A 21,214-nucleotide genomic window follows, 5' to 3' on the forward strand; every position below is an offset into this window, starting at 1 on the left:
GGCACCGCATTACGGGGCCGGAGCCCACCCGGGCTCCGGCCCCGTAATGCGGTGGCGCCGCTCACCGGCGGCTCTGAAGCTGCGCGGGCCGGGGATCCGGACAAGGATCGGAACTGTCCGACAGGCGGGAGGGGCTGACGACTGCAGGGAGCGTGATGCTTGATGAGCGGCAACCCCTCACACAGAGCAAGGCTCCGGTACTGGTTCGACAACACCATGTCCCGCGGTACCCCGGCGCTGATCGGCTGGCTCTCGGCGATCTGCCTGGTGATCGTGATCCCGGTGAGCGCGCTGCTCGTGTGGGCGGACAAGAACACCCCCACGACCCTCGGCAACCAGCTCGTCTCCGTCTGGCAGAACACAGCGGAGACCTTCAACCTCGGCGGCGCTGTCGGCACGCCCGCGTTCGTCGCGTTTTCGGTGATCCTCGCCCTGGTGGCCCTGTTCTTCGCCAGCACCCTCGTCGGTCTGATCACCTCGGGCGTCAACCGCAAGATCATGGATCTGCGCAAAGGCCGCTCGCTGGTCCTGGAGAAGCAGCACACCGTGCTCCTCGGCTGGTCGGACCAGGTCTTCCCGATCGTCTCCGAGCTGGTGGAGGCCAACTCCAATCTGCGCCGGTCGGCGGTGGTGATCCTCGCCGACAAGGACAAGGTGGAGATGGAGGACGAGATCCATACGAAGGTGCCGGACACCGGCACCACCAAGGTGATCTGCCGCACCGGCAGCCCCATGGACCCCACCGACATCGGTCTGGTCAACCCGCACGACGCACGCTCGATCATCGTCCTGACCCCGGCCGCCGAGAGCCCGGCCGGACCGCGGGCCTGCGCCTGTGAGGACGGCGGGGACGCCGAGGTCGTCAAGACCCTGCTCGCCGTGACCCAGAGCCCGCAGCGGCGCGAGCAGCCGTACCACATCGTCGCTGCCGTGAGCTGCGGCCACAATCTCGAGGCGACCCGGCTCGCCGGCGGTGCGGAGGCCTGCGTCGCGAGCATCGACGACATCTCCGCGCGCCTGATCGTGCAGACCAGCCGCCAGCCCGGTCTCTCCGTGATCTACCTCGACCTCCTGAACTACGCGGGCGACGAGTTCTACATGTCCGCCGAACCCACGCTCGTCGGCCGGAGCTACGGCGAGGCGCTCCTCGCGTACGACACCTCCTCGCCCGTCGGGCTCCTGCGCGGCGCCGACGGTGCGATCGCGCTCAACCCGGCGCCGGACACCGTCATCGCCGAGGGCGACCGGATCATCGCGGTGTCGCGCGACGACAACACCGTGGTCGTCTCGGACTTCCCGTACGAGATCGACGAGGCCGCGATCGTCTCGCCGCGGCCGCGCGAGGAGCAGCCCGAATCGGTCCTCGTGCTCGGCTGGAACCGGCGCGCGGTCACGATCATCACGCAGCTCGACACCTATGTGACGGCCGGTTCGCGGCTCCATGTCGTGGCCCGCGGGGACGAGGCGAAGATCGCGGTCGAGGCGGTACGCGAGCAACTGCGGAATCTGGACGCGTCCTGCGAGACCGGTGACATCACCCGGCCCGGCACGCTCAAGTCCCTCGACATCGGCGGCTACGACCATGTGATCGTGCTCGGCTACGACGACATCGACAGTGCCCAGGCCGACAACCAGACGCTGGTCACGCTCCTTCACCTGCGCGATCTGGAGAACACCCTGGGCCGTGAGCTGCCGGTGGTCACCGAGATGACCGACGACCGCAACCGGGCCCTGGCCCCCATCAGCGAGAGCGATGACTTCATCGTCAGCGACAAGGTGATCAGCCTGCTGATGACCCAGGTGTCGGAGAACCGTCATCTGGCCCGGGTGTTCGACGACCTGTTCGCCGCGGAAGGCTGCGAGATCTACCTGAAGCCGGCGGGCGACTATGTCGCGCTCCAGCACGACGTCGACTTCTACACGGTGGTGGAATCGGCCCGCCGCCAGGGCCACTCGGCGATCGGCTACCGCCGCCAGTCCGAGGCCGCGCTTCCGCCGTCCTTCGGCATCCGCCTCAACCCGGACAAGAAGCAGCGCCTCTCCTTCGCGGCCGGGGACAGCGTGATCGTGGTGGCTCAGGCCTGAGTGTGGTGGTGCACGGGGTGGGTGGGTTGCGTTCCGCCGGTACGCGGCTGCGGGTGGGAGGGGGTCGGCCGACGAACCCGCTTCCCCACCCCTTCCGCCGTCACGCGACTGCGGCAATCGACCGGCCCGTCCGGCGTTCGAGGGCAGCCGAGCGAAGCTCGGATGTGGCCGCGCCCTGTCGACTTCCGACAAAAATCGCACCACGCGCATCACGGTAATCAGCAGACCGGACACGGGAACCCGCAGCACGACCAGTTCTGCAATAACCCTTCCGCCACCCGCCCCCGCCCGTACTCTGATGCTCAGCACCGGTGGGGGCCGGTGCCGATCAGGGGGCGAGACAGTCGGGTACGGCGCCAGGAGCGGGGTAACAGTCACCACACGGCGGCGGCCGTGGGACCACGGTGCTGTGCGCTCCGGACGCCGTACCTGCGCCGTACGCCCCTGAGGGGGTCCGGGGATCCGCGGCTACAGCCGCCTCGCCATCTCCCCGGAAGATGGAGCCTGGGGGTTTCACGTGGTTCGAATCCGGGTCCTGGTGGTCGACGACCATCGCATCTTCGCCGAATCGCTCGCCGCGGCCCTTGCCGCCGAGCCCGATGTGGACGTGGCCGCGGCCGGCAGCGGCCCCGCCGCGCTGCGCAGTCTGGAGCGGGCGACCACCGAGGGGCGCCGGTTCGACGTACTGCTCGTGGACGCCGACCTCGGCAGCACCGTGCCCGGCGCACGCCTGCCCCTGCACGACAGCGCGGAGCCCGGACCGGACGGTTTCGTCGACGGCATCTCCCTTGTCACGGGCATCCGTTCGAGCCAGCCGGCCGTACGGACCGTGGTGCTCGCCGAGAAGGACGACCCGCGGCGCGCCGCACTCGCCCTGCAGGCCGGAGCGTCGGGCTGGGTCGCCAAGGACTGTTCGCTGTCCCGGCTGCTCACGGTGATACGGGGTGTCCTGAGGGACGAGACCCACCTGCCGCCCGCGCTTCTCACCGGCGTACTGCGGGAGTTGACCGCCGCGCGCAAGCACCGCACCGAGAGCGAACGCCTTGTCGAATCGCTGACGCCGCGTGAGCGCGAGGTGCTGAGGTGCATGGTGGCCGGCCTGGGGCGCAAAGCCGTCGCCGAGCGCCTCTTCCTTTCACCGCACACCGTTCGGACCCATATGCAGAACGTCCTGGGCAAGCTCGGCGTGCACTCCACCCTGGCGGCTGTCGCGCTCGCGCGACGGGCCGGTGTCGGACCCGTGGACCTAGCCGGGGATGTTGTCGAACGGGGCGGTCAACTGGCGTAGCAGCGCCGCCAGTTCGCCGCGCTGGCCGCGGGACAGCTCCGCGAGGATGGCCCGCTCCTGGTCGAGGAGGCCCGCGAGGGCCTGGTCGGCGCGGTCGCGCCCCTCGGGGGTCAGCCGGACCAGCACGCCACGGCGGTCACTGGGGTCGGGAAGCCGCTCGACCAGGCCCTTCTTGGCGAGCCGGTCGATACGGTTGGTCATCGTGCCGGACGTGACCAGCGTCTGCTGGAGCAGCTGCCCGGGGGAGAGCTGATACGGAGCACCCGCACGCCGCAGCGAGGTGAGCACATCGAACTCCCACGGCTCGAGGTGGTGCTCGGAGAAAGCCAGGCGGCGCGCACGGTCGAGATGGCGCGCGAGCCTGCTCACCCGGCTCAGTACCTCGAGTGGTTCCACGTCGAGGTCAGGGCGCTCTCGGCGCCAAGCCGCGACCAGCCGATCGACCTCGTCCTCCATGGCGATCAGTGTAAGGGGTCCCTCGACATGAAGTCTCTTGACGTCAAGAGATAATTCGGGTTCGCTTGGGGCATCGTCGCCCAACAAGCGACCTCCGCTTCGTCCTCTCGTACCAGGCAGGGAGCTCGAACATGCATTCCGCACCAACCTGGGATCCTCAGCAGTACTTGCGTCACTCAGGCCACAGGACGCGTCCCTTTCTCGATCTGCTCGCGCGGATTCCCGTACTTCCGGATCCCGACGGCAAACCGATACGCATCGCCGATCTGGGCTGCGGCCCCGGAAACGTCACGGTGCTGCTCGCCGAACGCTGGCCCACGGCCCGTATCACCGGCTTCGACAACTCACCGGAGATGCTGGAGCGGGCCGCGAAATACGCGGGCACGACCAGCGGCGGCGGCACGCTCGACTTCCGGCCCGCCGACGCCGCGCACTGGACGCCCGACGGTACGTACGACCTGATCGTGTCCAACGCGGCGCTGCAGTGGGTGCCCAACCACCCTGAGTCCTTCCCCCTGTGGATCGATCACCTGCGTCCGGGCGGCACCTTCGCCTTCCAGGTGCCCGGCAACTTCACCTCGCCCAGCCATGCCCTGCTCGGCGAACTCTGCGACGCGCCCCAGTGGCGCGAACGGCTCGGTGAGCACGGCCGGCGCTTCGTGCACGTCCTCGAACCGGCCGAGTATCTGACCCGGCTGACCGACCTCGGCTGCGCGGTGGACGTCTGGGAGACCACGTACTCCCAACTCCTCACCGGCGACGACCCGGTCCTCGACTGGGTCAAGGGAACGGCGCTGCGTCCGGTCCTGACGGCGCTCGCGGACGATCCGGAGGCCACCCGCGAATTCCTCGCCGAATACCGCGACTTGCTCCGCAAGGCCTACCCCCAGGGCCCGCACGGCACGGTCTTCCCCTTCCGCCGCATCTTCGCGGTGGCCCGCAAACCGAAGGGGTGAGCCGGGCGGGGCCCCACTGCCCGGCTCAGTGGGGCCCCTGCCGGGGTCGAGCGTGCATCGGGTCAGGCCGCCCGCACCAGCTCCGCCCGGCCGAACAACAGCGCATAGCCCGGCGGCAGATGGGCCAGGAGCCGGCCGACCAGCTCGTCGTCGACCTCGTCCGCCACCGCGCTGAGCACCGAGCTGACGTCCCAGCGCGCGGTCGCCGGCGTGGCGCCCTCGATCCGTGCGGCGACGCCGTCCACGAACTCCGCGGCGGTCCGCTGCCGTGTCGCCGGGATCTGCGCGACGAGTACCCGCGCCGCCTCCTCGGGCAACTGCCGCGCCAGGTCGACGCGTTCCTCGCCGGTCACCTGGCCGCCGAGGGCGGACAGCACGATCCGGGTGACCCGTTCGGCCTGTGCGGTCGTCGTGTACTGGCCTGTCTCCCGCACCGCGTCGATCAGTCGGATCCAGTGCATGGCGGGGTCGTCCTCCGATCCGTAGAGATGAGTGAAGGGGGATGAGAGAAGGGGGATGAGAGAAGGGCGAGTCGGGCGCCGGGCCCGGCGCGCGGGCCCGGCGCAGGGGGTCAGGTGGCGATCTGCTTGCGCTCCTGGCCGCCCGCGATCTGGATCTTCCTCGGCTTGGCCTGCTCGGCCACGGGGACGCGCAGCGTCAGCACCCCGGCGTCGTACGAGGCGTCGATGCGCTCGGCGTCGAGCGTGTCGCCCAGGAACAGCTGGCGCGAGAAGGTGCCGGTGGGGCGCTCCGAGGCGATCAGCTCCGCGCCTTCGGGGGCGGGGGAGCGGCGCTCGGCGTGCACGCTGAGCACATTGCGCTCGACGTTCAGGTCGATGGTCTCGGGGTCGATGCCCGGCAGATCGAAGTGGATCACGAAGTCGTCACCCGCGCGGTACGCGTCCATCGGCATCGCGACGGGGCGGGTGGTGGTGCCGAAAACCTGCTGGGCGAGCCGGTCGAACTCCCGGAACGGGTCGGTACGCATGAGCATCACAGGTCACTCCTTCCGTGGACGGTGGGGTGCGATGCCCTACGCCTTCTGTATATAGCCCGCCGGAAGAAAATTGACAACACCCGGCTCAACTCGGAGCCGGGTGCGGGTGTCAGCAGTGGGTCGGGACGGAAGCGTCAGCTCTTGCGATGCCCTATCAACCGCGGCTTCGCCTCCAGATTGCCCAGGCCGTGCCAGGCCAGATTCACCAGATGCGCCGCCACGTCGGCCTTCTTCGGCTTGCGGGTGGTCAGCCACCACTGCCCGGTCAGGGCGACCGAGCCGACCAGCGCCTGCGCGTACAGGGGCGCGAGCTTGGGGTCGAAGCCGCGGGCCTTGAACTCCTTGGCGAGGATGTGCTCGACCCGCGTGGCGATATCGGAGATGAGCGAGGCGAACGTGCCCGTGGACTGCGCGACGGGGGAGTCGCGGACCAGGACGCGGAAGCCGTCGGTGTACTCCTCGATGTAGTCGAGGAGCGCGAACGCCGCCTGCTCGCACAGCTCACGCGGATGGCCCGCCGTGAGCGAACTGGTCACCATGTCGAGCAGGCGCTGCATCTCGCGGTCCACGACCACCGCGTACAGACCCTCTTTGCCGCCGAAGTGCTCGTACACGACGGGCTTGGAGACCCCCGCCTTCGCGGCGATCTCCTCGACGGACGTCCCCTCGAAGCCCTTCTCGGCGAACAGCGTCCTGCCGATGTCCAGGAGCTGCTGTCGGCGCTCCGCCCCGGTCATCCGCGTCCTGCGCGTCCGCCGGGGCTTTTCGCTGCCGCTGCCTGAAGTGCTCGATTCGTCGCCCACGGCATCCATCATGCCGCGTCGGCCACGGGTGCCTTACGGCGGGACGCGATGCGCTCCTCGGTAGGCCAGCGCACGTCATACGCCCAGCCCAGCTGTTCGCACCAGCGGATGATCCGCGCGGAGGAGTCCAGCTGGCCGCGCATCACGCCGTGACGTGCGGAGGTCGGGTCGGCGTGGTGCAGGTTGTGCCAGGACTCGCCGCAGGACAGCACGGCCAGCCACCACACGTTGCCCGAGCGGTCACGGGACTTGAACGGGCGCTTGCCGACCGCGTGGCAGATCGAGTTGATCGACCAGGTCACGTGGTGCAGCAGGGCGACCCGTACGAGAGAGCCCCAGAAGAACGCGGTGAACGCGCCCCACCAGGACATCGTGACCAGACCGCCGACGATCGGCGGGATGGCCAGGGACAGCATCGTCCAGAAGATGAAGTTGCGGGAGATGCTGCGGATCGCCGGGTCCTTGATCAGATCCGGGGCGTACTTGTCCTGCGGCGTCTGCTCCTCGTCGAACATCCAGCCGATGTGCGCCCACCACAGGCCCTTCATCAGGGCCGGCACCGTCTCCCCGAACCGCCACGGCGAGTGGGGGTCGCCCTCGGCGTCGGAGAACTTGTGGTGTTTGCGGTGGTCGGCGACCCAGCGGACGAGAGGACCCTCGACGGCCATCGAACCCGCGATGGCGAGCGCGATCCGCAGGGGCCGCTTGGCCTTGAAGGAGCCGTGTGTGAAGTAGCGGTGGAAGCCGATGGTCACGCCATGGCAGCCCAGGTAGTACATGAAGACGAGCAGGCCGAGGTCGAGCCAGCTCACGCCCCAGCCCCAGGCGAGCGGAACGGCGGCGAGGAGAGCGAGAAACGGGACCGTGATGAAGAGCAGCAACGTGATCTGTTCGAGCGAGCGCTTCTGCTCACCGCCGAGAGTGGCCGACGGCAGGGGTGCGGCGCCCGCTGCGTCCTTCGGGGATTCGTCGAGCAGGTCGGGGCTCGTGGTCATGGGCGTTTCCCTGTGGGGTCGGGGACTGTTTGGCAGGTGATCGACCCGTATGTCTGGACCTACGGGCCCGTAACCTACGGCGTCGTAAGTATGGCAGCGGCCCCTGCGGGGGCAAGGGAACCGACGGTGGAGGCCTGGTCTCGAATAGGCATCCGTTCAAGGCGCATATCCTGGGTGGCGTCGGACAGCGTGGTCCGCAATGAGTCTTCCCCTCACTGCAAGGAGCCGCACCTGTGAGCAGTGCCGACCACCAGACCGCCGGCGAGCGTCCTGCCGACCAGACCGCCGGCGCGGAGCTGCGCGCCGATATCCGCCGCCTCGGCGATCTGCTCGGCGAGACCCTGGTACGCCAGGAGGGCACCGAGCTCCTCGAGCTCGTCGAACGCGTACGGGCCCTGACCCGCAGCGACGGCGAAGCCGCCGCGCAGCTGCTCGGCGAGACCGAGCTCGAGACCGCGGCCAAGCTGGTGCGCGCCTTCTCCACGTACTTCCACCTCGCGAACGTCACCGAGCAGGTGCACCGCGGCCGGGAGCTGCGCACCCGGCGCGATGCCGAGGGTTCGACGCTCGCGCGCACCGCCGATCTGCTCAAGGACGCCGATGCCGAGCATCTGCGCCAGACCGTTCAGCACCTCAATGTGCGCCCCGTGTTCACCGCGCACCCCACCGAGGCCGCCCGCCGCTCGGTCCTGACCAAGCTGCGCCGGATCGCCGAGCTGCTCGACTCCTCCGTGTCCGCGGCCGACCGCCGCCGGCTCGATCTGCGCCTGGCCGAGAACATCGACCTGGTGTGGCAGACCGATGAGCTCCGGGTCGTACGGCCCGAGCCCGCGGACGAGGCGCGCAACGCGATCTACTACCTCGACGAGCTGCACTCCGGGGCCGTCGGCGATGTCCTCGAGGACCTCACCGCCGAACTGGAGCGCATCGGCGTCGAACTCCCGCCGGGTACCCGTCCGCTCACCTTTGGAACCTGGATCGGCGGCGACCGCGACGGCAATCCCAATGTGACGCCCGCCGTCACCTGGGACGTGCTGATCCTCCAGCACGAGCACGGCATCACCGACGCGCTCGACCTGATCGACCACCTGCGCAGCCTGCTCTCCAACTCCATCCGCTACACCGGTGCCACCGAGGAGCTGCTCACCTCGCTCCAGGCCGATCTGGAGCGCCTGCCGGAGATCAGCCCCCGCTACAAGCGGCTCAACGCCGAGGAGCCGTACCGGCTCAAGGCCACCTGCGTACGCCAGAAGCTGGTCAACACCCGCGAGCGCCTCGCCAAGGGCACCCCGCACGAGCCGGGCCGCGACTACCTCGGCACCGGTGAGCTCCTGCACGACCTCACCCTGATCCAGACCTCGCTGCGCGCCCACCGTGGCGGCCTGTTCGCCGACGGCCGCATGGACCGTACGATCCGCACGCTCGCCGCCTTCGGCCTGCAGCTGGCCACCATGGACGTACGTGAGCACGCGGACGCCCACCACCACGCGCTCGGCCAGCTCTTCGACCGGCTCGGCGAGGAGTCCTGGCGCTATACGGACATGCCGCGCGAGTACCGCCAGAAGCTGCTCGCCAAGGAGCTGCGCTCCCGGCGCCCGCTCGCCCCGTCGCCCGCGCCGCTCGACGCGGCCGGCGAGAAGACCCTCGGCGTCTTCCACACGGTCAAGAAGGCCCTCGAGGTCTTCGGCCCCGAGGTCGTCGAGTCGTACATCATCTCGATGTGCCAGGGCGCCGACGACGTCTTCGCCGCCGCCGTCCTCGCCCGCGAGGCCGGTCTCGTGGACCTGCACGCCGGCTGGGCGAAGATCGGCATTGTGCCGCTGTTGGAGACCACCGACGAGCTGCGCGCCGCCGACGTCATCCTCGACGAGATGCTCGCCGACCCCTCGTACCGCCGGCTCGTCTCGCTGCGGGGCGATGTGCAGGAGGTCATGCTCGGGTACTCGGACTCCTCGAAGTTCGGCGGCATCACCACCTCGCAGTGGGAGATCCACCGCGCCCAGCGCCGCCTGCGCGACGTCGCGCACCGCTATGGCGTGCGGCTCCGTCTCTTCCACGGCCGCGGCGGCACCGTCGGCCGTGGCGGCGGCCCCTCGCACGACGCGATCCTCGCGCAGCCGTGGGGCACGCTCGAAGGCGAGATCAAGGTGACCGAGCAGGGCGAAGTCATCTCCGACAAGTACCTCGTGCCGTCGCTCGCCCGCGAGAACCTCGAACTGACCGTCGCGGCCACCCTGCAGGCCTCCGCCCTGCACACCGCGCCGCGCCAGTCCGACGAGGCGCTCGCCCGCTGGGACGCCGCGATGGACACGGTCTCCGAGGCCGCGCACTCCGCGTACCGCAAGCTGGTCGAGGACCCGGACCTGCCGACGTACTTCCTCGCCTCGACCCCCGTCGACCAGCTCGCCGACCTGCACCTCGGTTCGCGGCCCTCACGCCGCCCCGGCTCGGGCGTCTCCCTCGACGGCCTGCGGGCCATCCCGTGGGTGTTCGGCTGGACCCAGTCCCGGCAGATCGTGCCCGGCTGGTTCGGCGTCGGCTCCGGCCTCAAGGCGCTGCGCGAGGCGGGCCTGGACACCGTCCTCGAAGAGATGCACGAGCACTGGCACTTCTTCCGCAACTTCCTCTCCAACGTGGAGATGACGCTCGCGAAGACCGACCTGCGCATCGCCCAGCACTACGTGGACACCCTCGTGCCGGACGAGCTCAAGCACATCTTCGAGACCATCAAGGCCGAGCACGACCTGACGGTCCGCGAGGTCCTGCGCATCACCGGCGGCGAGCAGCTCCTCGACAGCCACCCGGTGCTCCAGCAGACCTTCGCGATCCGCGACGCCTACCTCGACCCGATCTCGTACCTCCAGGTCACCCTGCTCAAGCGGCAGCGTGACGCGGCGGCCGCGGGCGAGGAGCCGGACGCGCTGCTCGGCCGGGCCCTGCTCCTGACGGTCAACGGTGTGGCGGCGGGTCTGCGCAACACCGGCTGATTGGTCCCTCTTTGGGGTGCCCCGTACCGCCTGTGGTGGTGCGGGGCACCGTTATGTCCGGCTTGCGGAGCGAGAGTTGACCGGCCGTGGGGCCATGGCCAAGGATCGCCGCCATGTCTGCCGCAGCCTCCGCCCGCACCCAGGCGGCCCTGAGCGCCGCCCGCACCACCGCGATGGCCGCGCTGGCGGTGCTGCTCGTCGTCGTCGGTGTCTGGACCTCCTGGTCTACGGCCCAGCACGTGCTCTTCACCAAAGGCCGCGAACGCGGCGAGATGACCATCTCCCGCTGCGAAGACAACCGCTGCGAAGGCAGCTTCAAACCGCTCTCACCCGGCGCACGACCCCACCCGGAGATCACCATCGAGGAGTCGATCGGCACCAAGAAGGGCGCCACACTCCCCGTCGTCATCAAACCCCACACCAGCCAGGCCGTACGCGGCGGCGGCGCCGGCTTCTTCGACGCGTGGGTACCGCTCGGCGGCGCCCTGCTCATGGCCGCCGTCGTCGTCGGCGGCGGCCTGCGGCTCGCACGGGTGGCGTGGGGGACCGCGGCGGCGGGAGCGCTGCTGCTGTTCGGGGCGTTCCTGCTCGTATAGCAGGCTGCTACAGCGGCTACGAGTTGTACGAGCTCTGCGCCCGCTCCAACCCCTCCGTCACCAGGGCCTCCACCGCATCCGCGCCCCGGTCCACGAAGTAGTCCAGCTCCTTGCGCTCCGTGGGCGAGAAATCCTTCAGGACGAAATCAGCGACCTGCATACGGCCCGGCGGACGCCCGATCCCGAAGCGCACCCGGTGATAGTCGGGACCCATCGCCTTCGTCATCGACTTCAGACCGTTGTGCCCGTTGTCCCCGCCGCCCAGCTTCAGCCGGAACGTGCCGTAGTCGATGTCCAGCTCGTCATGGATCGCGACGATGTTCGCCGTCGGGATCTTGTAGAAGTCCCGCAGGGCCGTCACCGGACCACCGGACAGATTCATGTACGACATCGGCTTCGCGAGCACGACCCGGCGCGACCCAGGACCCATCGGACCGATCCGCCCCTCGAGGACCTGCGCCTGCGCCTTCCCGTGCCGCTTGAACGCGCCACCCATCCGCGACGCGAGCAGGTCCACGACCATGAAGCCCACGTTGTGACGGTTGGCCGCATAGCCGGGGCCCGGGTTGCCCAGCCCCACGATCAGCCAGGGCGCGTTGGCGTCGGTCGTCATGCGGGGTGCTCTCCCTCGTACAAGAAGCGGGCGGCATACGAAACGGGGTGGTGGACCGGAACCGGTCCACCACCCCGTCAAGTCAAGCAGAGGTTACTGCTCAGGCCTCCGCGGCGGCCTCGTCGCCCTCGGCGCCCTCGGCGGCCGGCTCCTCGGCCTGCGCGGACAGGACCTGCAGCACGACGGCGTCGGCGTCCGTGGCCAGGGTCGTGCCGGAGGGCAGCGGGATGTCCTTGGCGAGGATCGAGTCACCGGCGGTCAGGCCCGCGATCGAGACCGTGACGGACTCGGGGATGTGGGTGGCCTCGGCCTCGACGGACAGGGTGTTGAGGACGTGCTCGAGCAGGAACGCGCCCGGGGCCAGCTCGCCCTCGGTGTTCACGTAGACCTCGACGGTGACCTTCTCGCCGCGCTTCACCAGGAGCAGGTCGATGTGCTCCAGGAAGCCCTTCAGCGGGTCACGCGAGACCGACTTCGGGATGGCCAGCTCGGTCTTGCCGTCGATCTCGAGCGCGAGCAGCACGTTCGGGGTACGGACGGCGAGCGCGAGCTCGTGGCCCGGGAGGGTCAGGTGGACCGGGTCGGTGCCGTGACCGTAGAGGACACCGGGAACCTTGTTCTCACGGCGGATACGGCGGGCGGCGCCCTTGCCGAACTCGGAACGGATCTCGGTGGCGAGCTTTACCTCGGACATGCGCACTCCTCGTAGAAAAGAAAAAAGTTGTGGCGGTCACCCGGCCACAACGACTGGCCTGGCTGAACAGGCCTGCTACGAAGAGCGCGTCGATAACGGACCGCCGGCACCCACTCCGTAGACGGAAATGAGTACGGCCTCCCTCGCCGAGCAACTTCGACAGTCTACTCGGCAGGGAGGCCGCAACCCAAAACGATCAAGCCCGAAGGCCTGTGAGGATGCTTACTGCTCCTCGAAGAGGCTGGTCACAGAACCGTCCTCGAAGATTTCCTTCACCGCGTCCGCGATGGTCGGAGCGATCGACAGGACCGTGATCTTGTCGAGCTCCAGCTCGCTCGGGGTCGGCAGGGTGTTCGTGAAGACGAACTCGCTGACCTTGGAATTCTTCAGCCGGTCCGCGGCCGGACCCGACAGCACACCGTGCGTCGCCGTCACGATGACGTCCTCCGCACCGTGCGCGAACAGGGCGTCGGCGGCGGCGCAGATCGTGCCACCGGTGTCGATCATGTCGTCGACCAGGATGCAGATACGGCCCTCGACGTCACCGACCACCTCGTGCACGGTGACCTGGTTCGCGACGTCCTTGTCACGGCGCTTGTGCACGATCGCCAGCGGCGCACCGAGACGGTCGCACCAGCGGTCGGCGACGCGCACACGGCCGGCGTCGGGGGAGACCACGGTCAGCTTCGAACGGTCGACCTTGTGCCCCACGTAATCCGCGAGCAGCGGCAGCGCGAACAGATGGTCCACCGGACCGTCGAAGAAGCCCACGATCTGGTCGGTGTGCAGATCGACCGTGACGATACGGTCGGCGCCCGCCGTCTTCATCAGATCCGCGACCAGCTTGGCCGAAATCGGCTCACGGCCACGGTGCTTCTTGTCCTGACGGGCATAGCCGTAGAACGGCACGACCACCGTGATCGATCGGGCCGACGCGCGCTTCAGCGCATCGATCATGATCAACTGCTCCATGATCCACTTATTGATCGGAGCCGTGTGGCTCTGGATCAGGAAGCAGTCCGCGCCACGAGCCGACTCCTCGTAACGGACGTAGATCTCACCGTTCGCGAAGTCGAAGGCCTTGGTCGGAACCAGACCGACCCCCAGGTGATGGGCGACCTCCTCCGCCAGCTCAGGGTGGGCGCGGCCGGAGAAGAGCATCATCTTCTTCTCGCCGGTCGTCTTGAACCCGCTCACAGCACAGTCTCCTCAGAGGTGTTCGATCGCCGCCCGGTACCCGCGAAACCCGCGTACGAGCAAGCCGACAAAATGCGTGCGTCTATCACGGTACGCCGCCTCAGACGCACCTGTTTTCCGTCAGCTCTCGCCGTCGGACTTCCCGGACGCCGCCTCCGCAGCCTTCGCAGCGGCACTGCCCGGACGCTTACGGGCCACCCAGCCCTCGATATTCCGCTGCTGACCACGGGCGACAGCCAGCGAACCGGCCGGCACATCCTTCGTGATCACCGAACCCGCAGCGGTGTACGCACCGTCCCCGACCGTGACAGGAGCCACAAACATGTTGTCGGAACCGGTCTTGCAATGCGATCCCACGGTCGTGTGGTGCTTCGCCTCACCGTCGTAGTTCACGAAGACACTCGCCGCACCGATGTTCGTGTAGTCACCGATCGTCGCATCACCCACGTACGACAGATGCGGCACCTTCGTGCCCTCACCGATCGTCGCGTTCTTCGTCTCGACATACGTGCCGATCTTGGCCTTCACACCCAGCTTCGTACCGGGCCGCAGATACGCGAACGGGCCCACACTCGCGCCCTCGCCGATCTCCGAGCTGAACGCCACCGCATTGTCCACCCGGGCGTCCGCGCCCACCTTCGTATCCGTCAGACGGCAGTTGGGCCCCACCTCCGCACCCGCCGCGACATGCGTGCTGCCGAGCAGCTGCGTACCCGGGTGCACCAGAGCATCCGGCTCGAACGTCACCGTCGCGTCGATGAACGTCGACGCCGGGTCGACCACCGTCACACCCGCGAGCATCGCCTCGGTCAGGAGACGGTCGTTCAGGATCCGGCGCGCCTCGGACAGCTGCACACGGTTGTTGATGCCGGAGATCTCACGGTGGTCCGCGGCGACACTCGCCCCGACCCGGTGCCCGGCCTCCCGCAGAATCCCCAGGACATCCGTCAGATACTCCTCGCCCTGACTGTTGTCCGTACGCACCTTGCCCAGCGCATCCGCGAGCAGCTGACCGTCGAACGCGAACACCCCCGAGTTGATCTCCCGGATCGCCCGCTGCGACTCACTAGCGTCCTTGTGCTCCACGATCGCCGTGACAGCACCCGACACCCCGTCGCGCACGATCCGGCCGTAACCCGTCGCATCCGGCATCTCGGCGGTCAGCACGGTGACCGCGTTCCCATCGGCGACATGCGTCTCGGCGAGCTTCTCCAGCGTCGCACCCGTCAGCAGCGGAGTGTCCCCGCACACCACGATCACGGTGCCGTCCACCGCACCGCCCAACGGCTCCAGACCCATACGGACCGCGTGCCCGGTCCCGTTCTGCTGCTCCTGCACCGCGGTACGCGCGGCGGAATCGATCTCGGCGAGATGCGCGGCGACCTGCTCACGCCCGTGCCCGACGACCACGACGAGCTCCTGGGGGGAGAGCTCGCGGGCCGCGGTGACCACGTGCCCGACGAGGGTCCGGCCACAGATCTCGTGCAACACCTTGGGGGTGCGCGACTTCATACGGGTGCCCTCACCCGCTGCAAGGACGACGACGGCTGCCGGGCTGTTGGCGCTCACGGGGGTGCCCTTCGGCTTCGGATGTTGTGCGGGGGGACATCCGCAGGATACCGGGGGGTACTTGGGCTGAAACGAGGACGGGTCCTGACCGGTGTGGTCAGGACCCGAACTCTGCTGCTCCGCCGGCTGGATTCGAACCAGCGTCTCAAGGCTCCAAAGGCCTGCGGGATGCCGCTACCCCACGGCGGATGGCGCCTCAAACCTTACCGGAGCGATCTCCCCGCTTAAGCCGCGCATGGGCTTCCGCTGCGATGCCGGACCACCAGCCTTCGATGCGGCGGTAGAGCTCTGCGCTTTGGCGGACGCTGATGACGAGGCATCCGCGATAGTCCTCGCCGACGTTCTTCCGCACGGTCTTCGGGTTGTGCTTCTTGATGGTCGTCTTTTCCAGTCGGGTGACATCGACACCCACGAAGTCGGCCCAGTACCTCTTCGCGGCCTCGACATCCGCCGTCATGTGGATCATTACGCGGTACTGAACATGCTCGGGCGGTACGCCGAGCAGCTCCAGCCAGGCCAGGTAGACCGCGATGACGTCCGGATCGCTGTTGACGAAGATCGCCTTTTCCCGCCGGTCGTACGGCTTGTCCTTCGTGCCCTCTGCCCAGTAGAGGGCGACACCCGTCAGAAACAGTTCCCGATCGCTCAACGCTGCGACTTCGGCGCGGGCGGCGTCCTTGGTGGCCTGGCGCTCCACATCCCGTACGGCCAGCTCATGCTCCCAGCGCTTTCGTGCGGCTAGCTTGGCTTGCTCCGACGAGTCGCGCCGCTCCGGCTTCGGCAGATCCCGTACCCACAGCGAGATCGAACTCTTCGAGCACCCGAGCTCCACTTGGATCTGGTCGTACGTCATGCCCTGGAGCCGTAACTCCCGGGCCTTGGCTCTCAGGTCGTCCTTGGCGTTCGGGCGCTTCGTCCACTCCGGCGCCGGCTCGCCTTCGAGGAGTCGGTTGAGCAGATCGTTGTTGTCGACGTGCAGGTGGTCGCGGATCTGGCGTCGGCTGAGCCCGGCTCGTCGCAGTGCGACGGCCTGTTGCCGGAGGCCTTCGAAGTCGGCGTACTTGTTCGTGATTTCCGTCATGTGGTGATCGTGGTCCGGAATGCGGACGTCCGGGTCGAAAGCGTGAGCGGTTCAGTTGTTCGAGGGAAAATGGGGCGTTTGGCGTGCGTTCGCGAATCCGCCGCCTAGTGCGCCGTACCGGAAACTCACCGGAAAAGCGGACCGGCCCGCCCGTAGGGTGGAAGGCATGACCACGACGGGGGAAGTACACCGCCGAGCGGCCGGGGGGCCGTGGTGGTGGGAGCGGCGGCGCAGTGCCGTGTTCGATATCGGGCTTGCGGTGGTGTCCGCGGCCGAGTGTGCGGTGGAGGGGTTCGCTTTTGCCCGGCGCGGGGGGCTGCCGGTCGGTGTCGGGGTGCTGGTCGGGCTGGTCGTCGGGGCGGTGCTTGTGCTGCGCCGGCAGTGGCCGATCGCCGTGGTGCTGGTGTCGATCGCGGTGTCGCCGGCGAGCATGGGTTTTCTGCTGACGGTCGTCGGGCTGTATTCGCTGGCGGCGTCCGATGTGCCGCGCAGGATCACGGGTGCTCTGGCGGGGATGTCGCTGCTCGGCACGTTGATCGTGCTCTGGGCGCGGATGATGCAGGACCATGACCGGTTGCAGTTCGGCGGGTGGTTCGTGCCGTTCATGGCGGTGACGATGTCGCTCGGCGTGACCGGTCCGCCGGTGTGCATGGGGCTGTACGTGGGTGCGCGCCGGCGGTTGATGGAGTCGCTGACGGAACGCGCGGATTCGCTGGAGCGGGAGCTTCAGCTGCTTGCGGAGCGGGCCGAGGAGCGGGCCGAGTGGGCGCGTAATGAGGAGCGGACGCGGATCGCGCGCGAGATGCATGACGTGGTGGCGCACCGGGTGTCGTTGATGGTGGTGCATGCGGCGGCTCTGCAGGCGGTGGCGCGGAAGGATCCGGAGAAGGCCGTGAAGAACGCGGCGCTCGTCGGGGACATGGGGCGGCAGGCGTTGACCGAGTTGCGGGAGATGCTCGGGGTGCTGCGGTCCCATGAGCCGAAGGCGGCGTCGGCGTCCTCGGGTGCGGGTGCGTCCTTCGGTGCGGGTGCGGGTGCGGGTGCGGGTGCGGGTTCGGGTTCGGGCTCGGGTTCGCACGTGTCCGCGGCTTCGTCGTCGTCCTCGTCCTCGTCGTATACGACTTCGCCGTCGCGTGAACCGCTCGCCGCGGTGGGTGCGGCGGCTGCCGCGGCGGCGTTCCGTGCCGAGGTGGAGCAGGGGCCGTGTCTGGCCGAGGTGGACGCGCTGGTGGAGCAGTCGCGGGCCGCGGGGATGGCGGTGGATCTCTCGGTGGAGGGGGAGGCCGCCCCGTGTGACCGCGAGGTGGAGCAGACGGCGTTCCGCGTGATCCAGGAGGGTCTGACGAACGTCCACAAGCATGCGCCGGGGGCGAAGGCCCGGGTGCGGATCGCGCATCGGCCGGGTGAGGTGGCGATGCAGGTGGAGAACGGGCCCTCGCCGGACGGCGCCGACGACGGGGCACGGCTGCCGAGCGGCGGGAACGGTCTGCTGGGGATGCGGGAGCGGGTGACCGCGCTCGGGGGTGTGTTTGTGGCGGGGCCGACGGACAGTGGGGGGTTCCGGGTCTCGGCGGTGATTCCGAGGGTGTCGGCGGGGAGTGGTTGAGCCACTGGGTCAACTGGCCAGCTGGCCAGTTGACCGCTTGTCATCTGGGCCGCTTGGCGTGGGTGAGTGGGTGAGTGGCTCAGCCACCGGACCGCTGGGGTGCCAGCGCGGAGTGGCTGAGTGGCTGATCCACTCAGGCCTCCGGCCGGTTGGCGGCCGGGGCTTGGGTGAGTGGCTGAGCCACTGGGCCACCGAGCCAGCCCGCCAACCTGGCTCAGTGGCTGAGCCACTCGACCAGCACCCTCCTCAGCCGCCCCCCAACACATGGTCCCGCCCCACGATGGCCGGCCGATTGGCCCAGCCACTCACCCACTGAGCAGCCCGCCCCCACCCAGCAGCCCCGCCACTCACCCAGACGTAAGCCGCACCGGCGCCGCCCCCGACAGCAGCGCGGTGAGCGCGGTGTCCAGGTCGCGGCCGAGGTACCAGTCGCCGGAGTGGTCGAGGCTGTAGACGCGGCCGGTGGCGTCGACGGCGAGGAGGCCCTGGCCGGAGGAGTCGGCGCCGAGCGGGCAGACCTCCGTGTCGAGGGCGCGTCCGAGGTCGCCGAGGGTGCGGGCCATGTGCAGGCCGTGCAGCGGGTCGAAGTGCACGGTGGCGGGGGCGATCTGGCGGCCGGGACCGCCCGGCGTGAGGTGGAGTCCGCCGAATTCGGCCCAGGCCTCCACTGCGGCCGGGAACACCGTGTGCCGGTGTCCGGCGGGTGACACGTGCGAGCGCAGTGCGTCGGCCCAGTATTCGGCGCGTTTGATGTCCCAGCGTCCGGGCTGCCAGCCGGCTTCGCGCAGGACCGCGTCGACCGTGATCGGGAAGCGGGTCGTGGACGTACGGTCGGCTGGCATCAACGTGCGTTCCCTGTGGGGGTGTCGGTCGGTTCCGGTTCGACGATGCGTACGCCGAAGTGGGCGATGAGGGCGGTGCAGGAGCGGCAGGGCGGGGCGAAGCTGCCGTGCAGCGGGTCGCCGTCCTCGCGGATGCGGCGGGTGGTCAGCTTGGCGTGCTTGAGGGCTTTGCGGGCCTCGCCGCCGGTGAGCGGTTTGCGCTGGGCGCGTTTGGAGCGTGTCGTCTCGTGTGCGGTCAAGTGCCGTGAGATCAGGGTGACTTCCGGACATCGGCCGGTGAATCTCTCGCGCTGGCCGCTGGTGAGGGTGTCGAGGAAGTCCTGGACGAGCGGGTGCAGCGGGGGCGGGGTGTCGCCGCGGCCCGCGGTGGCGGTGAGGGTTTCGCCGCGTACGGAGAGTGCGGCGGCGACGGTGGGAAGGATGCCGTCGCGGCGATGGGTCAGGGCCGGCGGGGACTGTTCGTCCTCGGTCGACCATGTCAGGCGTGGATCGCCCGGTTTTGCCGGTGTTGATGAAGTTTGTGCGGTGTGCATTGGTGATGCATCCCTCCCCGTGCCGCGGCGGTGGCCGCTCCCCCGTGCTGGTGCTGCACTCTCCCCCCGGCGGGAATTCAACGGCAGGGCCAGTGCGTGAACAGCCTGCCAAATGGGGCGGGTGATACGGAAGGCGGGATCAAATGTCCCTTCCGCACCGGGGTAATTGTCCGTTCCGTTACGCACACGGTTTCGCCTCACTGTCACGGCTGTGTGACAGCTGGTCATGGTGCCGGAGGCCCGGTGACCGGTGTTGCGCCAGCGCATAGGCTGGGGCGCGACAAGCCATACGTATGGGCCGTACGAACAGTGCCGCAGGGGGCAACCGCCATGACGACAGGTCGGCTCGGGGAGGGCGCGCCGCCCAGTGCTTCAGGCTGGGCGCAGGCCGCGCCGCCGAACGCGGCCTACGCCGGTCAGACCGTGCACTTTCCGGACCCGGTGCGCGCGGGCCGGCACCCCCATGGGGTGCGCATGGACGACCGCGGCTTCCCGGACTTCTCCGCCTACGCCCGCGCGGCGGCCGAGATCGCGGAGCCCCCGGAGGGTTTCGGGGTCGACGAGCTGCGGCTCACGGACTATGTGTCGGCGAACGCGGCGATGGCCGCGCAGGGGCATGAGCTGTGGGACACGATCCCGGCGGTGGCGACCCCGCACGGCTGGACCTGGCACCACGTGCCGGGTACGCGCCGGCTCGAACTGGTCCCCGTCGAGGTCAAGGCGCTCCTGCGCCACCACGGCGGTCTGGCCACGGCGGACGTCGACCAGGACAAGCGCGGTACGCGTCCGCTGCAGGAGACCCGGCCCGCGCACTTCGGTCTGCCGAAGGCGTCGGTGGCGGTGACGGAGCAGCAACTCCTCGGCGTGGAAGAGGACTTGGGGTATCGCCTGCCGGGTGCGTACCGCGCGTTCCTCAAGGCGGCCGGCGGCTGCGCGCCCGTGGGCGCGGCGCTGGACGCCGAGTTGGGGCTTCTGATCGACCAGCCGTTCTTCACGGTCCGCGACGAGGCGGCGGTCAACGACCTCGTCTACATCAACAAGTGTCTGCGCGACCACCTCACCAAGGACTACCTGGGGGTGGCGTTCGTGCAGGGCGGCATCCTCGCGGTGAAGGTGAGGGGTGAGCGGGCCGGTTCGGTCTGGTTCTGCGCGTACGACGACGCACGGGACAGCGGTGAGACGGCCTCGTGGTCGGTCGCCGAACGCGTACAGCGGCTGCTGCTGCCGTGCGGTGAGGACTTCGACGCATTTCTGGCGCGGCTCGCGGGCAATCCGCCCGAGCTGGAGACCGTGGCCAACCTGATGGTGGACGGCGGCTTCGCGCGCGCCGTCCCGGTGGGGGAGTGACCTTCCGATGGTGACCTTCGCGCAGGCGCAGGAGCGCGCGGAAGAGTGGATCAACGGCGATGTGCCCGCGTACCAGCATCGTGAGGTGCGGGTGCGGGAGTTCGACCTCGGTTTCGTCGTATGGGCGGAGGACCGCGAGGACGGTCCGCGGCTCGACGGCGGCCGGCAGCGGCTCGTCATCGCGCGCGACAGCGGCGAGGCGACGCTGTGGCCCTCGCTGCCGGTCGGTGAGGTGATCCGGCGGTACGAGGAGGAGTACGGCGCCGTCGACGCGGGGGCGGCTGCCGCCGAACCCGCGAAGCCCGAGCGGGTCGACCTCAATCAGACCTCCTTCCTGCTGACTCCGCCGGAGTGGCTGCAGGAGGCGGCGGACCGGATGGGGATTCCGGACCGGCGGGATGCGGGTCCGGGTCCGGGCTCGTCCGCGTCCTCGGCTTCTTCTGCTTCGTCCGTCTCTTCGGACTCCTCCGGGTCTTCCGGTTCCGCCGGTACGGGGCCGGGGTCCGGGGCCGCTGCTGCGGCGCCGTCGCCGATTCCCGCGCCCGCCCCGACGCCCGCTCCGGCTCCTG

Annotated in this window: 19 protein-coding genes, 1 tRNA gene and 1 pseudogene; 8 read left to right on the plus strand and 13 right to left on the minus strand. The window is 69.2% G+C overall.

The features are described from left to right. The first annotated feature begins 216 nt into the window (after window positions 1-216). Window positions 217-2,085: a CASTOR/POLLUX-related putative ion channel gene (locus tag ABT367_RS23145; protein WP_352254987.1), complete on the plus strand. Its 1,869-nt coding sequence runs from the start codon at window positions 217-219 to the stop codon at window positions 2,083-2,085. 517 nt (window positions 2,086-2,602) lie between these two features. After that, window positions 2,603-3,373, plus strand: coding sequence for a response regulator transcription factor (locus ABT367_RS23150; protein ID WP_352254988.1), 771 nt, complete (start codon window positions 2,603-2,605; stop codon window positions 3,371-3,373). On the opposite strand, the gene ABT367_RS23155 is transcribed toward ABT367_RS23150, so the two are convergent. Next, window positions 3,332-3,829, minus strand: a complete 498-nt coding sequence (locus tag ABT367_RS23155; RefSeq protein ID WP_165333777.1) for a MarR family winged helix-turn-helix transcriptional regulator — start codon at window positions 3,827-3,829, stop codon at window positions 3,332-3,334. The genes ABT367_RS23150 and ABT367_RS23155 overlap by 42 nt on opposite strands. A 131-nt stretch (window positions 3,830-3,960) precedes the next feature. On the opposite strand from ABT367_RS23155, the gene ABT367_RS23160 reads away from it, so the two are divergent. Further along, complete coding sequence (locus ABT367_RS23160; protein ID WP_352254989.1) at window positions 3,961-4,785, plus strand: trans-aconitate 2-methyltransferase; 825 nt, start codon at window positions 3,961-3,963, stop codon at window positions 4,783-4,785. A gap of 62 nt (window positions 4,786-4,847) precedes the next feature. Here the strand turns inward: ABT367_RS23160 and ABT367_RS23165 are convergent, their stop codons facing one another. The 4 genes from ABT367_RS23165 to ABT367_RS23180 form a co-directional block, all read right to left on the minus strand. Continuing rightward, on the minus strand, window positions 4,848-5,246 hold the full coding sequence (locus tag ABT367_RS23165; RefSeq protein ID WP_352254990.1) for a DUF2267 domain-containing protein: 399 nt from the start codon (window positions 5,244-5,246) through the stop codon (window positions 4,848-4,850). Window positions 5,247-5,356: 110 nt separating this feature from the next. Next, window positions 5,357-5,779: an Hsp20/alpha crystallin family protein gene (locus tag ABT367_RS23170; RefSeq protein WP_352254991.1), complete on the minus strand. Its 423-nt coding sequence runs from the start codon at window positions 5,777-5,779 to the stop codon at window positions 5,357-5,359. Between the two features lie 137 nt (window positions 5,780-5,916). Continuing rightward, window positions 5,917-6,594, minus strand: coding sequence for a TetR/AcrR family transcriptional regulator (locus tag ABT367_RS23175; protein WP_434975517.1), 678 nt, complete (start codon window positions 6,592-6,594; stop codon window positions 5,917-5,919). Continuing rightward, window positions 6,594-7,580: an acyl-CoA desaturase gene (locus ABT367_RS23180; RefSeq protein WP_352254993.1), complete on the minus strand. Its 987-nt coding sequence runs from the start codon at window positions 7,578-7,580 to the stop codon at window positions 6,594-6,596. Before ABT367_RS23180 ends, ABT367_RS23175 begins: the two co-directional genes overlap by 1 nt. Window positions 7,581-7,813: 233 nt before the next feature. Here ABT367_RS23180 and ppc point away from each other — a divergent pair, with 233 nt between their 5' ends. Together ppc and ABT367_RS23190 are read left to right on the plus strand one after the other, a co-directional pair. After that, window positions 7,814-10,567, plus strand: a complete 2,754-nt coding sequence (gene ppc, locus ABT367_RS23185) for a phosphoenolpyruvate carboxylase (protein WP_352254994.1) — start codon at window positions 7,814-7,816, stop codon at window positions 10,565-10,567. Between the two features lie 113 nt (window positions 10,568-10,680). Continuing rightward, window positions 10,681-11,163 carry a hypothetical protein gene (locus ABT367_RS23190; protein ID WP_352254995.1) on the plus strand — a complete coding sequence of 161 codons (483 nt, stop codon included), beginning with the start codon at window positions 10,681-10,683 and terminating at the stop codon, window positions 11,161-11,163. A gap of 16 nt (window positions 11,164-11,179) precedes the next feature. Here the strand turns inward: ABT367_RS23190 and pth are convergent, their stop codons facing one another. From pth to ABT367_RS23220, 6 genes are all read right to left on the minus strand, one after another. Next, window positions 11,180-11,776, minus strand: a complete 597-nt coding sequence (gene pth / locus ABT367_RS23195; RefSeq protein WP_352254996.1) for an aminoacyl-tRNA hydrolase — start codon at window positions 11,774-11,776, stop codon at window positions 11,180-11,182. A 100-nt stretch (window positions 11,777-11,876) separates the two neighbouring features. Next, entirely contained in the window at window positions 11,877-12,470 is a 594-nt protein-coding gene (locus ABT367_RS23200; RefSeq protein WP_352254997.1) for a 50S ribosomal protein L25/general stress protein Ctc, read from the minus strand. A 222-nt stretch (window positions 12,471-12,692) separates the two neighbouring features. After that, entirely contained in the window at window positions 12,693-13,667 is a 975-nt protein-coding gene (locus tag ABT367_RS23205) for a ribose-phosphate diphosphokinase (protein ID WP_352254998.1), read from the minus strand. 120 nt (window positions 13,668-13,787) lie between these two features. Further along, window positions 13,788-15,236, minus strand: coding sequence for a bifunctional UDP-N-acetylglucosamine diphosphorylase/glucosamine-1-phosphate N-acetyltransferase GlmU (gene glmU / locus ABT367_RS23210; RefSeq protein WP_352254999.1), 1,449 nt, complete (start codon window positions 15,234-15,236; stop codon window positions 13,788-13,790). Between the two features lie 117 nt (window positions 15,237-15,353). After that, window positions 15,354-15,425, minus strand: a tRNA-Gln gene (locus ABT367_RS23215). Between the two features lie 7 nt (window positions 15,426-15,432). Beyond that, on the minus strand, window positions 15,433-16,317 hold the full coding sequence (locus tag ABT367_RS23220) for a hypothetical protein (protein ID WP_352255000.1): 885 nt from the start codon (window positions 16,315-16,317) through the stop codon (window positions 15,433-15,435). Between the two features lie 166 nt (window positions 16,318-16,483). On the opposite strand from ABT367_RS23220, the gene ABT367_RS23225 reads away from it, so the two are divergent. After that, on the plus strand, window positions 16,484-17,923 hold the full coding sequence (locus ABT367_RS23225; RefSeq protein WP_352255001.1) for a sensor histidine kinase: 1,440 nt from the start codon (window positions 16,484-16,486) through the stop codon (window positions 17,921-17,923). Window positions 17,924-18,270: 347 nt separating this feature from the next. On the opposite strand, the gene ABT367_RS23230 is transcribed toward ABT367_RS23225, so the two are convergent. Next, window positions 18,271-18,765 carry an SUKH-3 domain-containing protein gene (locus ABT367_RS23230; protein ID WP_352255002.1) on the minus strand — a complete coding sequence of 165 codons (495 nt, stop codon included), beginning with the start codon at window positions 18,763-18,765 and terminating at the stop codon, window positions 18,271-18,273. Beyond that, a complete protein-coding gene (locus ABT367_RS23235; RefSeq protein WP_352255003.1) occupies window positions 18,765-19,298 on the minus strand; it encodes a YwqJ-related putative deaminase in 534 nt (177 codons plus the stop codon). The genes ABT367_RS23230 and ABT367_RS23235 overlap by 1 nt, the downstream gene beginning before the upstream one ends. Before the next feature lie 330 nt (window positions 19,299-19,628). On the opposite strand from ABT367_RS23235, the gene ABT367_RS23240 reads away from it, so the two are divergent. Continuing rightward, complete coding sequence (locus ABT367_RS23240; protein ID WP_352255004.1) at window positions 19,629-20,645, plus strand: SMI1/KNR4 family protein; 1,017 nt, start codon at window positions 19,629-19,631, stop codon at window positions 20,643-20,645. 7 nt (window positions 20,646-20,652) lie between these two features. Continuing rightward, window positions 20,653-21,214: pseudogene (locus ABT367_RS23245) on the plus strand (SUKH-4 family immunity protein); the annotation flags it as partial.

The organism is Streptomyces mesophilus (genome assembly GCF_040300965.1).
Taxonomy (GTDB): Bacteria; Actinomycetota; Actinomycetes; order Streptomycetales; family Streptomycetaceae; genus Streptomyces; species Streptomyces mesophilus_A.